The sequence below is a fragment of the Blastococcus sp. KM273129 genome (assembly GCF_021698995.1).
Taxonomy (GTDB): domain Bacteria; phylum Actinomycetota; class Actinomycetes; order Mycobacteriales; family Geodermatophilaceae; genus Blastococcus.
Window position 1 is genome coordinate 16,575 of sequence record NZ_SSXB01000050.1, and the last position, 12,166, is coordinate 28,740.

General features: G+C 74.0%; 17 protein-coding genes. 11 read left to right on the top strand and 6 right to left on the bottom strand.

Translation table 11 applies throughout. From position 1 onward, the window contains the following. Positions 1 to 40 precede the first annotated feature (40 nt). Complete coding sequence (locus E9565_RS14340) at positions 41 to 277, bottom strand: DUF1348 family protein (protein ID WP_236835600.1); 237 nt, start codon at positions 275 to 277, stop codon at positions 41 to 43. Positions 278 to 383: 106 nt separating this feature from the next. Here E9565_RS14340 and E9565_RS14345 point away from each other — a divergent pair, with 106 nt between their 5' ends. From E9565_RS14345 to E9565_RS14375, 7 genes are all read left to right on the top strand, one after another. Beyond that, positions 384 to 923: a dihydrofolate reductase family protein gene (locus E9565_RS14345; RefSeq protein WP_236835602.1), complete on the top strand. Its 540-nt coding sequence runs from the start codon at positions 384 to 386 to the stop codon at positions 921 to 923. Between the two features lie 71 nt (positions 924 to 994). Then, positions 995 to 1,231 carry a hypothetical protein gene (locus E9565_RS14350; RefSeq protein ID WP_236826033.1) on the top strand — a complete coding sequence of 79 codons (237 nt, stop codon included), beginning with the start codon at positions 995 to 997 and terminating at the stop codon, positions 1,229 to 1,231. A gap of 59 nt (positions 1,232 to 1,290) precedes the next feature. Next, on the top strand, positions 1,291 to 1,623 hold the full coding sequence (locus E9565_RS14355; RefSeq protein WP_236826034.1) for a hypothetical protein: 333 nt from the start codon (positions 1,291 to 1,293) through the stop codon (positions 1,621 to 1,623). Between the two features lie 21 nt (positions 1,624 to 1,644). Continuing rightward, positions 1,645 to 1,803 (top strand): hypothetical protein, encoded by a 159-nt coding sequence (locus tag E9565_RS14360; protein ID WP_236826035.1) that lies wholly within the window; start codon positions 1,645 to 1,647, stop codon positions 1,801 to 1,803. 34 nt (positions 1,804 to 1,837) lie between these two features. Further along, the gene (locus E9565_RS14365; RefSeq protein ID WP_236826036.1) at positions 1,838 to 3,022 is read left to right on the top strand and encodes an FAD-dependent oxidoreductase; all 1,185 of its coding nucleotides are present in this window, start codon (positions 1,838 to 1,840) and stop codon (positions 3,020 to 3,022) included. A gap of 104 nt (positions 3,023 to 3,126) precedes the next feature. Then, positions 3,127 to 3,531 (top strand): YciI family protein, encoded by a 405-nt coding sequence (locus E9565_RS14370; RefSeq protein ID WP_236835603.1) that lies wholly within the window; start codon positions 3,127 to 3,129, stop codon positions 3,529 to 3,531. Next, positions 3,528 to 4,703: an RNA polymerase sigma factor gene (locus tag E9565_RS14375; protein WP_236835605.1), complete on the top strand. Its 1,176-nt coding sequence runs from the start codon at positions 3,528 to 3,530 to the stop codon at positions 4,701 to 4,703. Before E9565_RS14370 ends, E9565_RS14375 begins: the two co-directional genes overlap by 4 nt. On the opposite strand, the gene E9565_RS14380 is transcribed toward E9565_RS14375, so the two are convergent. The 3 genes from E9565_RS14380 to E9565_RS14390 form a co-directional block, all read right to left on the bottom strand. Next, positions 4,678 to 4,875 carry a hypothetical protein gene (locus E9565_RS14380; RefSeq protein ID WP_236826039.1) on the bottom strand — a complete coding sequence of 66 codons (198 nt, stop codon included), beginning with the start codon at positions 4,873 to 4,875 and terminating at the stop codon, positions 4,678 to 4,680. The two genes, E9565_RS14375 and E9565_RS14380, sit on opposite strands and share 26 nt — an antisense overlap. Positions 4,876 to 4,978: 103 nt before the next feature. Beyond that, positions 4,979 to 6,052 carry a redox-regulated ATPase YchF gene (ychF, locus tag E9565_RS14385; protein WP_236826056.1) on the bottom strand — a complete coding sequence of 358 codons (1,074 nt, stop codon included), beginning with the start codon at positions 6,050 to 6,052 and terminating at the stop codon, positions 4,979 to 4,981. Positions 6,053 to 6,108: 56 nt separating this feature from the next. After that, positions 6,109 to 6,612: a hypothetical protein gene (locus E9565_RS14390; protein ID WP_236835607.1), complete on the bottom strand. Its 504-nt coding sequence runs from the start codon at positions 6,610 to 6,612 to the stop codon at positions 6,109 to 6,111. Between the two features lie 128 nt (positions 6,613 to 6,740). Between E9565_RS14390 and E9565_RS14395 the strand changes: the two genes are divergently transcribed. The 4 genes from E9565_RS14395 to E9565_RS14410 all read left to right on the top strand — a co-directional run bounded on the left by E9565_RS14395 (position 6,741) and on the right by E9565_RS14410 (position 11,633). After that, positions 6,741 to 9,038, top strand: coding sequence for an MMPL family transporter (locus E9565_RS14395; protein ID WP_236826058.1), 2,298 nt, complete (start codon positions 6,741 to 6,743; stop codon positions 9,036 to 9,038). Further along, complete coding sequence (locus E9565_RS14400; RefSeq protein WP_236826059.1) at positions 9,035 to 9,784, top strand: DUF2993 domain-containing protein; 750 nt, start codon at positions 9,035 to 9,037, stop codon at positions 9,782 to 9,784. The genes E9565_RS14395 and E9565_RS14400 overlap by 4 nt, the downstream gene beginning before the upstream one ends. Before the next feature lie 85 nt (positions 9,785 to 9,869). Next, positions 9,870 to 10,280, top strand: coding sequence for a hypothetical protein (locus E9565_RS14405; protein WP_236826060.1), 411 nt, complete (start codon positions 9,870 to 9,872; stop codon positions 10,278 to 10,280). 75 nt (positions 10,281 to 10,355) lie between these two features. Continuing rightward, on the top strand, positions 10,356 to 11,633 hold the full coding sequence (locus E9565_RS14410) for an EAL domain-containing protein (protein WP_236826061.1): 1,278 nt from the start codon (positions 10,356 to 10,358) through the stop codon (positions 11,631 to 11,633). A gap of 4 nt (positions 11,634 to 11,637) precedes the next feature. Here the strand turns inward: E9565_RS14410 and E9565_RS23315 are convergent, their stop codons facing one another. Continuing rightward, positions 11,638 to 11,835, bottom strand: a complete 198-nt coding sequence (locus E9565_RS23315) for a hypothetical protein (RefSeq protein WP_308196133.1) — start codon at positions 11,833 to 11,835, stop codon at positions 11,638 to 11,640. After that, on the bottom strand, positions 11,813 to 12,166 hold a 354-nt coding region (locus tag E9565_RS14415; RefSeq protein WP_308196134.1), incomplete at its 5' end, for a DUF222 domain-containing protein. The genes E9565_RS23315 and E9565_RS14415, both read right to left, overlap by 23 nt.

Sequence of the window (12,166 nt, forward strand, 5' to 3'; positions counted from 1 at the left end):
CTTCCCCGTGAGCACCCCCGAGACGGGCCGGTGCGCCGGCTCAGCGCAGCGGCAACGGGGTGCTGTCGCCGTCCTCCCGCGGGCCGAGGATCCACCGCTCCTCGGCCGCGATGGGCACGTCGTCGATGCCGGCCGCCCGGCGGCGCATGAGGCCGTCGGCGGCGAACTCCCAGTTCTCGTTGCCGTAGGAGCGCCAGGTGCCGCCCTCGTCGTCGTGCCACTCGTACCGGAACCGGACGGCGATGCGGTCGCCGGGGAAGGGCCGCCGGCCGGCCACCACCGCCAGCCTGCCGGGGACCGGCCGCGACCGCGCGCCCGGCCGATGAGTTCTCCGGGGCCTGCCCGTCTAGGTTCACGACGACCGCTCGCTCGAAGGAGACCCCGTGGGACACATCGCCGCTTCCCTGTTCACGACCGTCGACGGCTCGGCGGAGCGCCCCGACCTCTGGCACGGGCCGTACTTCGACGAGGCGATGGGCAAGGCCGTGGACCGGCACCTGGGGCGGTGCGAGTCCTACCTCATGGGGCGGGTGCTGCACGACCAGTGGGCGCAGTACTGGCCGGGCAACGACAGCGACGAGTTCGCCGACTTCATCAACCCCGTCCCGAAGTACGTGCTGTCGACGACGCTGGAGCGCTCCGACTGGGCCGGGACCACGGTGCTGCGGGGCCTGAACGACGTGCGGGCGGTCAAGGAGCGCACCGAGGGGACCATCGGCATGTCCGGCAGCCTCACCACGGTGCGGTCCCTGCTGGCGGCCGGCCTGCTCGACGAGCTGGTGCTGCTGGTCGACCCCGTCGTGGTCTCGGGCGAGCGGCGCTGGACCGACGAGCTGGACCGGACGCCGCTGGAGCTCGTCTCCTCCGAGGCGCTGCCGACGGGGGTGCTGCACGTCGTCTACCGGCCGGCCGGGCAGCGCTGAGACGCCGCGTCGCCGTCGAGTGTTCCGGGCCGCGTCACCCGCCGGACACCTCGGGTGCCCACGCTGGCGCCATGACGGCGAGCCTCTTCGTGATCGGTATCCGGGTCGGGTGGATCGGACCCGACGTCCGGCCCGGTGACGACGGGTTCGCGCGGGCCGCCGACGTCGCGCACGCCGTGGCCAAGCCGGTGGTCGACGGGCTGGAGTCCTCGCTCTGCGGCCAGCTGGTGCGCGCCACCGCCGCGCAGGACTGGCCCTCGGCGCGCCAGGTGGCGCGCTGCGAGGAGTGCGCCCGCCTCGCCGGCTGACCTCCCCCGCGCGCTGACGGGGCCACCGCTCTGCTCGCCGCTCCCCTAGCCTCCGCCACGTGCTCGACACCCCCGCGACCGCCCGTCCTGCCCGCGTCGACCGGTGGCGGCGGCCGGTGCTCGCCCTGGCCGTCCTGGCTCTGCTGTTCTGGGCCGCCTCGTACAGCTGGGTGCTCGGGTTCACCCCGCCCACCCGGTGGTTGAGCGCCACCGCCTCCCCGTGGGGGCTCATGGAGGTCGCCGCCCTGGCCACCGGCGCGACCGCCCTGGCCGGCGGGGTCGTGCTGGCCCGGCGCGGAACCGGGCACACGCGGCACACCGGTATCCGGGTGCTCCGGCTGGCCGGCTTCGCGCTGGTCGCGACGACGGTCGGGATGCTCGTCTCCTTCTGAGGGTGCCGCGCTGGGTGTCGCGTGCTCGACGGTGCGGTCGGCGCGCGGCTCGATCCGGGCGGCCCGTTCGAGACGGCGGTGGCCTCCGTCGTCGAGGACGGCCGGATCAGCCGCGTGCACCCGGTTCGGAACCCGCGGGAACTGGGCACGCTCGACGGGGTGTCCGAGCTGCGGCGCTGAGCAGGGGTCCGCGGCCTGATCGCAGGGAGCGGACGTGGCGGGGACGAACGTGCTCATCGTCGGTGGCGGGAACGCCGGGATCTCGCTGGCGGCGCGGTTGCTCCGGGACGGGGTGACCGACGTGACCGTGGTGGCCCCGCAGCCGGTGCACCGGTACAAGCCGCTGCTGAACTACGTCGCCGCCGGCGAGGCGTCGATGGCCGAGCTGGAACGCCCCATGGCCGAGGTCGTCCCGGACGGGTGTTCCTGGATCCGCGACGCCGTCGACGCCGTCGACCCGGTCGCCCGCACCGTCCGCACGCGCGGCGGCCGGACCCTGCACTGGTCGACGCTGGTGCTGTGCCCGGGCCTGGTGGAGGACTGGGACGCGACCCCGGGGTTGCAGCGGGCCTACACCGAGGGGTGGGCGGCCTCCTCCTACGTGCCGGGCAGCACCCCGCTGGTGTGGCCGGGCATCCGGTCGGTGCGGTCGGGGTCTGCCGTCTTCACCGTGCCCCCGGAGCCGGCCTCCTGCGGGCCGACCGCGCTGAAGCCGCTGCTGATGGCGTGCGACCACTGGCAGCGCGCCGGGGTGCTCGGCGACGTCCGGGTCACCCTCGTCCTGCCGGAGGCGACCGCGACGCGGATCCCGGAGGCGGACCGGTACCTCGAGGAGGTGTTCGCCGGCTACGGCGTCGAGGTGCTGCGCGAGGCGCGGATCGAGAGCGTGGACGGCGACCTGCGCTCCGTCGCGGTCGGCTCGCCGGGCGGCCGGCGGGTGCTGGAGGACATCGCCTTCGCGCACGCGGTCCCGCACTACCGGGCACCGCGGTGGATCGCCGACTCCGGTCTCGCGGCCGACGAGGCACCCGGCCTGGTGGACGTCGACCCGGAGACGATGCAGCACCGCCGTCACGGCTCGGTGTGGGGCCTCGGTGACGCCGCCGACCTCGCCACCCGCCCGTCCGGCGGCGCGCTGCGCAAGCAGGTGCACGCGCTGAGCACGAACATCACGGCCGCCGAGACGGGGCGGTCGATGCAGCGCTACGACGGCTACACCGTCATGCCGATCACCGTCAGCCGCCGCAAGCTGATGCTCAACGAGGTCGACCGCGACGACCAGGCGCAGCCGTCGGTGCCCTTCCTGGACCCGTTCGTGCCGCGCCGTTGGCAGTGGCTCTTCGACCGCTACGGGCTGCCGCAGGTGTACTGGCGACGCATCCTCCGCGGCCGGGTCTGACTTCCTCCCCCCAGTTGTCCGCGGCTCGTGTCGAGAAGGCGCGGGCGGTTCCGTCCCCGGGGTGCGACGGCCACGATGGGCCGTATCTCACCAGGGAGAACACCATGGCCAAGTACCTGCTGCTCAAGCACTACCGCGGCGCGCCGGCGGTGAACGACGTCCCGATGGAGAAGTGGACGCCGGAGGAGATCTCGGCCCACGTGCAGTACATGCAGGACTTCGCCGCGCGGCTCGAGGGCACCGGCGAGTTCGTGGACGGGCAGGCGCTCGCCCCGGAGGGCACGTGGGTCCGCTACGACGGCGAGGGCCGGCCGCCGGTCACCGACGGCCCGTTCGCCGAGACGAAGGACCTGATCGCCGGCTGGATGGTGATCGACGTCGACAGCCACGAGCGGGCGGTGGAACTGGCCGGCGAGCTGTCCGCGGCTCCGGGTGCCGGTGGGAAGCCGATCCACGAGTGGCTGGAGCTGCGCCCGTTCCTGACCGCGCCGCCGACCATCACGGAGTGACCGCACCGGTGGACGAGACCCTGCTGCGGGCGGTCGTCCCCACCGTGATCGGGGTCCTCGGCCGCCGCGGAGCCGACTTCGCGGCGGCCGAGGACGCCGTCCAGGAGGCCCTGGTCGAGGCCGTGCGGGTGTGGCCGGCGGGACCACCGCGTGACCCGCAGGGCTGGCTGGTCACGGTGGCCTGGCGGAAGTTCCTCGACGCCACGCGGGCCGAGACGTCCCGGCGGCGGCGCGAGGAACGGGTGGACGCCGAGCCCGCGCCCGGGCCGGGGCAGGAGGCCGACGACTCGCTGCGGCTCTACTTCCTGTGCGCGCACCCGTCGCTGACGCCGGCCTCGGCGGTGGCGCTCACGCTGCGCGCGGTCGGCGGGCTGACCACGCGGCAGATCGCCCAGGCCTACCTCGTGCGCGAGGCGACGATGGCGCAGCGGATCAGCCGGGCCAAGCGGACGGTGTCGGGTGTCCGGTTCGACCGGCCCGGGGACATCGCCACCGTGCTGCGGGTGCTGTACCTGGTCTTCAACGAGGGGTACTCCGGCGACGTCGACCTCGCGGCGGAGGCGATCCGGCTGACCCGGCAGCTCGCGGCCGTCAGCGACCACCCGGAGGTGGCGGGGCTGCTCGCGCTGATGCTGCTGCACCACGCGCGGCGCCCGGCACGCACCCGCCCCGACGGGAGCCTCGTCCCGCTGGCCGAGCAGGACCGCGGCGCGTGGGACACCGCGCTGATCGCGGAGGGGGTCGAGGTGCTCCAGGCGGCGCTGGCGCGCGACCGGCTGGGCGAGTTCCAGGCGCAGGCCGCGATCGCCGCGCTGCACGCCGACGCGCGCACCGCCGAGGAGACCGACTGGGTGCAGGTCGTCGAGTGGTACGACGAGCTGGTGCGGGTCACGGGCAGCCCGATCGCCCGCCTCAACCGGGCGGTCGCGGTCGGCGAGGCCGACGGTGCGCGGGCCGGGCTGGCCGCGCTCGACCCGGCGCTCCCCCGGTACACCGCCGTCGCGGCGTACCTGCACGAGAAGGACGGCGACGTCGCGACCGCGGCGCGGCTCTACGCCGAGGCGGCCCGGTCCGCGCCGAACCTGCCCGAGCGCGAGCACCTCACGCGGCAGGCGGCCCGGCTCAACGCGCTCCTGGGCGGAAGAGCTACCGGTTCTGCCGGCGGGCGATGAGGACCAATCCGCCCACGAGGATCACGATCGGCGCCCAGCCCGGGAGGCCGAAGGGCCCGACGACCAGCTGGATCACGAAGATGGCGAGCTGGAAGGCGACGATGAAGCCCACCAGGAGCAGGAGCCCGAAGAGCAGCGGCCGCTCCGCCTGCAGCTGTCGCAGGTAGTCCATCAGGTCTCCTCGGTCGTGGCTCGCCCCGGCAGCTCCGGGCCACCAGGGACATCGACAGCAGAACGCCGCTGCTGTAGCCCCTGTTCCGCCCCTGCGCCGACGGTCAGACGTTGAAGCGGAACTCCACCACGTCGCCGTCGGCCATGACGTAGTCCTTGCCCTCCATGCGCACCCAGCCCTTGGACTTGGCCTCGGCCATGGAGCCGGCCTCGACGAGCTGGTCGTAGCTGACGATCTCGGCCTTGATGAAGCCGCGCTGGAAGTCGGTGTGGATGACGCCGGCGGCCTGCGGGGCGGTGGCGCCGACCGGGATCGTCCAGGCCCGGGCCTCCTTCGGCCCGGCGGTCAGGTAGGTCTGCAGCCCGAGGGTGCGGAACCCCACCTTGGCGAGCTGGTCGAGGCCCGGCTCGTTCTGCCCGATCGACTCCAGCAGCTCGGCGGCCTCCTCGGCCGGCAGCTCGATGAGCTCCGACTCGGTCTGCGCGTCGAGGAAGATGGCCTCGGCCGGGGCCACCAGCGCGCGCAGCTCGTCGAGCACCGCGGCGTTGCCCAGCTCGTCGGCGTCGACGTTGAAGACGTAGAGGAACGGCTTGGTCGTGAGCAGCGTCAGCTCGCGCAGCGGCTCGGGGTCGACGCCGGCGGAGAAGAGGGTCTTGCCCTCGTCGAGCACCTTCTGCGCTTCCTGGGCCGCGGCGAGCAGCGCGGCGCGCTCCTTGTCCTTCTTGGCTTCCTTCTCCAGCCGCGGGACCGCCTTCTCCAGCGTCTGCATGTCGGCCAGCACCAGCTCGGTGTTGATCGTCTCGATGTCGTCGGCCGGGCTGACCTTGCCCTCGACGTGCACGACGTCGGGGTCGGTGAAGACGCGGATGACCTGGCAGATCGCGTCGCTCTCGCGGATGTTCGCCAGGAACTTGTTGCCCAGACCCTGACCCTCGCTCGCGCCGCGCACGATCCCGGCGATGTCGACGAAGGAGACCGTCGCCGGGATGATCTTCTGGCTGCCGAAGATCTCCGCCAGCTTCTCCAGCCGCGGGTCGGGCACGCCCACCACGCCGACGTTCGGCTCGATCGTCGCGAACGGGTAGTTCGCCGCGAGGACGTCGTTCTTGGTCAGGGCGTTGAAGAGCGTCGACTTGCCGACGTTGGGCAGGCCGACGATCCCGATGGTGAGACTCACGGGAGACCAGCCTACGGCGCCCGCGGCCGGGGCCCCTGACCGCCGGGGCGAGCCGGTCAGTCGGTGGCCGACGGGCTCCCCGGAGCCGGCGGACCCGTCGTCGGCGACGACGGGGCGGGGACGGCGGCGGTCGGGCCGCCGCCCGTCCCCGCCCGCACCTCGCAGGTCTCCAGGCTGGCCTGGAGGCGCCGTTGCAGGGGCTGCAGACGCCGCACGACCTCGTCCATCCGGGCGGCGTTGAGGGCGACGATCGCCTCGCCCATCTCGTCGACGAGCTGGGCGACGTCCTGCGCCGCGTTGACGGCCCGCAGGCAGTCGTCGTCGATGGTCACCCGGCCGGTGGCGCCACCCTCCGCGGCGCCGCCGCCGGCCCCGAGCGGGTCGTCGGCGCGGTCCAGCGGCACCGGGTTGGCGACGACGACGGTGCCCCCGCTGAGCAGCCCGACGAGCACCGCGCCGAGGAACAGGCCGGCGAGGAACGCGCCGGCCCTTCCCCACCAGCGCAGGGCGCGCCGCCACCCCTCGCGGGGCTCCGGTGACCTCGTGCCGGACTCGGCCATGGTCGACCCTCCGCTCGCCGGGCAGGCCCGTCCGCCCCCGGTTACCCTGCGCCTGCGGTGCCAACCGGGGATTGGGCCAGGCTGGAGGGCCAGGTGCGCGGTCCGACGACGACTCCCCCGCCGCCGGCATGAACCCCGGCGGACGGCCTGCCTCGCGCGCCCCCGGGCCGCTCCGCCTGCTCGCCCGCGCCTACCGCACCGCCGTCGTCAAGGCCCGCTGGTTCGTCGTCGTGGGGTGGATCCTCGCCACCGTCTGGGTGTCGGCCGCCCTGCCCACGGCCAGCAGCAGCGGCGGCGGGGGCATCGGCTCGCTGGTCCCGTCCGACAGCCCCGTCGTCGAGGCGCAGCAGCGCAGCCTGCAGCTGTTCCGGCTCCCGGTCCTGTCCGACACCTCGGTGGTGGTGCACGACCCGGGCGGCCTGAGCGTGCTCACCCGCGCCGACGTGGCGCTGTGGGCGTTGTCGTACACGCAGGCCTACCTCGAGGGCACCGTGCCCCGGGAGCGCGGGCACGTCGCCGCGGCCGTCCCGATCCCCACGGGCACCCCGGACACCGCGGTCACCTACCTCTACGTCACGCCGTTCACCTCCCTGGCGCAGACGACGGCGCTCGCCCGCCAGTACGCCGCGCACTTCGAGAACCAGCCGGGCGTGCAGACCTACGTGACCGGGGTGGTCCCGGCGCAGATCCAGCAGGTGTCCTACCTGCAGTCGCGGATCCACGTGTTCGAGGTGGCCACGCTCGTCCTCATCGCCGTCGTCGTGGGGCTGGTCTTCCGGTCGGTCGTCGCCCCCTTCGTGGTGCTGTTCACCGCCGGGCTGGGCTACCTGGTCGCCATCCGCAGCCTCGGGGTGCTGGCGGCGGCGTTCGGCTTCTCCCTGCCCGACCAGGTCCAGCCGCTCATCGCGGCGCTCCTCATCGGCGTGATCACCGACTACTGCGTGCTGTTCTTCTCCGGGCTGCGCCGGGAGCTCGACCGGGGCCTGCCCCGTCTGGAGGCCGCTCGCGCCGCCGTCGCCGTGGAGGGGCCGATCGTCTTCGCCGCCGGCGTCACGGTCGCGGCGGGGACGGCGGCGCTGCTGGCGGCCGACTACGAGTTGTTCCGCGCGTTCGGCCCCGCGCTGTCGCTGACGGTGGTCATCGGGGTCGTCGTCTCGCTCACCCTCGTGCCGGCGATGCTCGCCATCCTCGGCCGGTGGCTGTTCGTGCCCGGCGCCGAGCGCCCGCGGCCGGCGCCCTCGGTCCGCGGCGCCGGCCCGCTGGTCCGCATCGTGGTCAGCCGGCGCGGCGCGGCGGTGGCGGCCCTGCTCGGGTGCGCCGTGCTCGTCGTGGCCGCCCTGCCCCTCGGCTCGCTGCGCCTGGACCTGTCGTTCACCGGCGGCCTGCCCGAGGACGACCCGGTCAGCCGCGGCGCCGCGGTGCTCGAGGAGGCCGGGGTCCGGGGGGTGGTGGCGCCCACCGAGATCATCCTGGAGCGGCCGGGTATCGCCCAGGACCGCGCCGCGCTGGAGGCCGTGCAGCGCGCGCTCGCCGCCCAGCCGGGGGTGGCGACCGTGCTCGGGCCCGCGCAGAACCCGCTGCCCGACACCTACGGCGTCGTCTTCTCCGCCGACGGCGACGCCGCGCGCTTCGTCGTCGTCCTCGACAGCGACCCGCTGGCCGCCGAGGCGATCGAGGACCTGCGGCGGATCGAGGACCGGCTCGACCCGCTGCTCGCGGACGCCGGCCTCGGGGACGCCGAGGTGCTGGTCACCGGCCAGACCGCGATCGCCGCCGAGCTCGCGGACATCACCCGCCAGAACCTGCGCTACACGCTGCTGGCCGCGCTCGTCGTCGAACTGCTGGTGCTTGTCTTCTACCTGCGCGCGCTCGTCGCCCCGATCGCGCTCCTGTTCACCAGCGCCCTCGGCGTCGCGGCGGCCATGGGGCTGACCGTCCTGGTGTTCCAGGGGTGGCTCGGCGACCCGGGGCTGACCTTCTACGCCCCCTTCGCCACCGCCGTCCTGCTGCTGGCGCTGGGCTCGGACTACAACGTGTTCGCGGTCGGCTCCATCTGGGAGGCCGCGAACCGGATGCCGCTGAGCAAGGCGATCTCCTTCGCCATGCCGGCCACCGCACGGGCGATCAGCGCGGCGGGGGTGATCCTCGCGACGACCTTCGCGATGGTGGCCATCATCCCGCTCGACACCTTCCGCCAGGTCGCTTTCACGATGAGCGTCGGCCTGCTCATCGACACCTTCCTCGTGCGGCCGGTGCTCACCCCGGCCCTGCTCACCCTCCTGGGTCGCTGGGCCAGCTGGCCCAGCCGCCGCATCCACACCGAGGCGATCTCCCGGGAGGAGCTGCGCGACACCGCCGTCACCGCGGCGCGTTCCCCCACGGGCCGGCGGGTGGACGAGCAGACCCTGGAGGCCGCCGGACGATGAGCACCGCGACCGGCTCCCGGACGTGGCGGCGGCCGCGGCGCTCGACGCTGCTCCTGGCCGCGAGCGTCGCCCTCGGCGTCCTGCTGTTCCTGTGGGGGGCCGACCGGCTGGCCCGTTGGGCGGCGGAGGGCCTGCTGGCGCGCAACGTGCAGCTGGCCACCGGCGTCCTCACCCGGCCGGAGGTCGAGGTGCACGGCACGTTCTTCCTTCCCCAGCTGCTCGCCGGGAGGTACGAACGCGTCGACGTCCTGGTCGAGGACCTGCGCGCCGGGCCCCTGCGCATCGAGCAGGTGGACGCCGAGCTGACCGGCGTCCACGTCCCCTTCCACGACCTGCTGACCCAGGACGTGGACGTCGTCTACCTGGAGCGCACCCGCGAGGTGGCGACGCTGACCTACGACGACCTGAACGCCTACCTGGAGGCGACGGGCCGCCCGATCAGCCTCGCGGGCCGGCCGGACGGGGAGGCGCTGGTGACCGGGTCGGTGGAGGTGCTCGGCCGCCGGCTCTCCGCCTCCGCGCGGGCGGTCATCGCGGCCGAGGACGGCGACCTCGCGGTGCGGCCCACGCAGATCGACACCGCCACCTTCCTGGACGACGCCAGCCGGCTGCTGCTGCGGCAGCGGTTCACCGCCGTCATCCCGATGGACCCGCTGCCGTTCGGCCAGGAGCTGACCGACGTCGGCATCGGCGAGGACCGCGTCACCGTCGAGGCCGGCGGTGCCGGGGTCATCGTGCGGCCTTGATGACGGGAAAGTGACCCAGATCACAGTAGCGTGACGTTCGGTCAGCTGGGCCGCGGCGCGATACCGGCCGACCTAGCCTCGATCCATGGCCACCACACACACGCGAAGGCTCACCCGCGGGGCGCTTGCCGCGGGTGCGGTGCTGCTCTTCCCGCTGGCGGGGTGCTCGGGCGAGGAGCCGAACACCGGCACGTCCGTGCTGGATGACACCGGTGCCGCGGCGACGTCGGCGAGCGAGGCAGCGGGCGCAGTGGGCGACGCCGTCGACTGCTCCGGGACCTCCTGCTCGGTGACGCTGAGCTCCGACACCCAGTCGGTCGAGATCCTCGGCACGAACGTCACGTTCGGTGGGGTCCAGGACGGCGAGGCGACCTTCAGCGTGGGCGACCAGGAGGTCTCCTGCACCGAGGGCCAGAGCGTCGGGGCCGGACCGCTGACGATGGAGTGCACGACCGTCTCCGACGACAGCGTCACGTTCACCGCCTCGCTGGGCTGACGTCGTCCGGGCACCTCACCCCGACGGGTGAGGTGCCCGCTCCAGGGACCCGGCCCGCAGGCCGACGACCCAGGGGTGGGCAAGCACCGCACCGACACCGAGCAGCAGATCGCCGACCTGCTGCGGACGGCGAAGAAGTCGCTCCGCCTCTCCGTGGCCTTCCTCTCCCGGCTCGACGGCACCACCCAGCACCTCGAGGTGGTCGAGTCCTCGGTGCCCTTCCTCTTCCAGGAGGGGGTCACGCAGGTGCAGGAGACGTCGCTGTGCCAGGCGATCCTGGACCGGAAGCTGCCCGCGGTCATCCCCGACCTCCGGAAGCACCCCGAGGCGATGAAGCTGCCGGCCGCACGCATGCCGCGCATCCGCAGCTACGTCTCGGTGCCGGTCACGCTCTCCGACGGCACCCTCTACGGCACCTTCTGCGCCGCGGGCCTGACCACCGACAAGGACCTGACCAAGCGCGACAAGGCGCTGATGGACGTCCTCGCGTCGGCCGCGTCGGTGATCATCGAGCCGCAGGTCAGGGAGGAGCACCGGCGCACGGGCATCGAGGGCCGGCTGGTGCCCCTCATCGCCACCGGCGGGCCTGTCGTCGCGCTGCAGCCGATCGTCGACCTCGCCACCGGTGTCCGGGTGGGCGCCGAGGCGCTCAGCCGGTTCCCCGGCGAGTGGCAGCAGGCGCCCGACGTCGTCTTCGAGGAGGCGCACAGCGTCGGCCTGGGCGACCGGCTCGAGCTGCTCGCCCTGCGCCGCGCCGCCGACCTCCTCCGGCACACCGAGGGGTACGTGGCGATGAACGTCTCACCGGGCACGTTGCTGACGCCGGACTGCGCCGCACTGCTCGCCGAGCTGCCCCTGGAGCGCGTGCTGCTGGAGCTCTCCGAGCACGACCCGGTCGACGACTACGACACGCTCGCCGCCACCCTCGCCCCGTTCCGGGCGGCCGGGCTGCGGCTGGCGATCGACGACGTGGGCGCCGGCTTCTCCTCGCTCCGCCACATCGTGCTGACCTCGCCCGACGTCATCAAGCTCGACCGCAGCATCGTCAGCGGTCTGGACACCGACCCGGTGCGCACCGTGCTGGTGCGCTCCCTGGTCGACTTCGCCCGCGGGCTGGAGGCGCGCGTCGTCGCCGAGGGCGTCGAGACGGCGACCGAGGCCGAAGCACTGCGGACCCTCGGGGTCGACCACGGCCAGGGCTGGCACTTCGGACGGCCGGCCGTGCCCGAGCCCCAGCCGCCGGCACCCGGGCAGGCCGACGCCGCGCAGCCGGACGCCGGGCGATCGGTGCACCCCGAAGGGATCCCCCGGCCCCGGTCGGAGCGCGGTCAGGTGGAGGTCGAGCGGGCGTGACGGGTCAGCCGGCTCGGGAGTTGGCCGGTTCGGCGGTGATGCGGGGCAGGATGAGGATCTCGGTGCTGTCGGGCCGGTAGGTGCGCCATCGGCCGTCGGGTCGGCGTTCGATCCGGAATCCGTGATGCACCTTGGTGTGATGCCGTTCGCACAGCAGCCCTGAGTTCTCCAGCGAGGTCTCACCGCCGTCGGCCCAGTGCACCAGGTGGTGCACGTCGCACCAGTGGGCAGGGGCGTCGCAGCCGGCGAATGAAAGGACCCCTCCGCCCCCCCGCCACTCGCAGGCTCGCGGCGGGCCCCTGCGGAGGGGCCGGGGTGCGGCCCACGTCCAGGGGCTGACCCTCGGGGCCCAGCACGATGCGGGTGATGCCGCCGTCGCAGGCCAGCCAGCGGGCACGGGCGGCGGAGATCGTCGCCCCGAAGCCGAGGGTGGCCGCGCCGGGCCCGGCGGCGGGGTCGACCAGGTCCTCCAGGTCGACACGGACCACCACGTGCGGCTTCTGGGTGCGCAGCACCGGCAGGGTGCCGGCGGC

What these genes read in the sequence shown, in the direction of transcription:
- E9565_RS14350 (WP_236826033.1), top strand. Translation starts at nt 995, where the DNA reads ATGACGGCGAGCCTCTTCGTGATCGGTATCCGGGTCGGGTGGATCGGA.
- E9565_RS14390 (WP_236835607.1), bottom strand. Translation starts at nt 6,612, where the DNA reads ATGGCCGAGTCCGGCACGAGGTCACCGGAGCCCCGCGAGGGGTGGCGG.
- E9565_RS14405 (WP_236826060.1), top strand. Translation starts at nt 9,870, where the DNA reads ATGGCCACCACACACACGCGAAGGCTCACCCGCGGGGCGCTTGCCGCG.
- E9565_RS14380 (WP_236826039.1), bottom strand. Translation starts at nt 4,875, where the DNA reads ATGGACTACCTGCGACAGCTGCAGGCGGAGCGGCCGCTGCTCTTCGGG.
- E9565_RS14400 (WP_236826059.1), top strand. Translation starts at nt 9,035, where the DNA reads ATGAGCACCGCGACCGGCTCCCGGACGTGGCGGCGGCCGCGGCGCTCG.
- E9565_RS14370 (WP_236835603.1), top strand. Translation starts at nt 3,127, where the DNA reads ATGGCCAAGTACCTGCTGCTCAAGCACTACCGCGGCGCGCCGGCGGTG.
- E9565_RS14395 (WP_236826058.1), top strand. Translation starts at nt 6,741, where the DNA reads ATGAACCCCGGCGGACGGCCTGCCTCGCGCGCCCCCGGGCCGCTCCGC.